Genomic DNA, 201 nt, shown 5'->3' on the forward strand with positions numbered 1-201 from the left:
TTACATCTTCTACAACAGTAGTTTGGACATATTCAGATGGAACCAACAGCACGACACAAAATCAAAGTATTGTGATAGCGGATACTACAGCCCCTGTTGCAGATGCTGCTACACTTCCTACGATTACCGCACAATGTAGTGTTACGAGTCTTACTCCACCAACGGCTACCGACAATTGTTTGGGAGTTGTTACAGCTAGTA

The 201-nt window shown here is 43.3% G+C and carries 1 protein-coding gene; it reads left to right on the forward strand.

What is annotated here, in order from left to right; all coding sequences use genetic code 11:
* Positions 1-201: hypothetical protein (locus WFZ86_RS20515; protein ID WP_342693653.1), on the forward strand; the 201-nt coding region annotated here is incomplete at both ends.

Origin of the sequence: Flavobacterium polysaccharolyticum, assembly GCF_038739875.1 — a bacterium.
Lineage (GTDB): Bacteria > Bacteroidota > Bacteroidia > Flavobacteriales > Flavobacteriaceae > Flavobacterium > Flavobacterium polysaccharolyticum.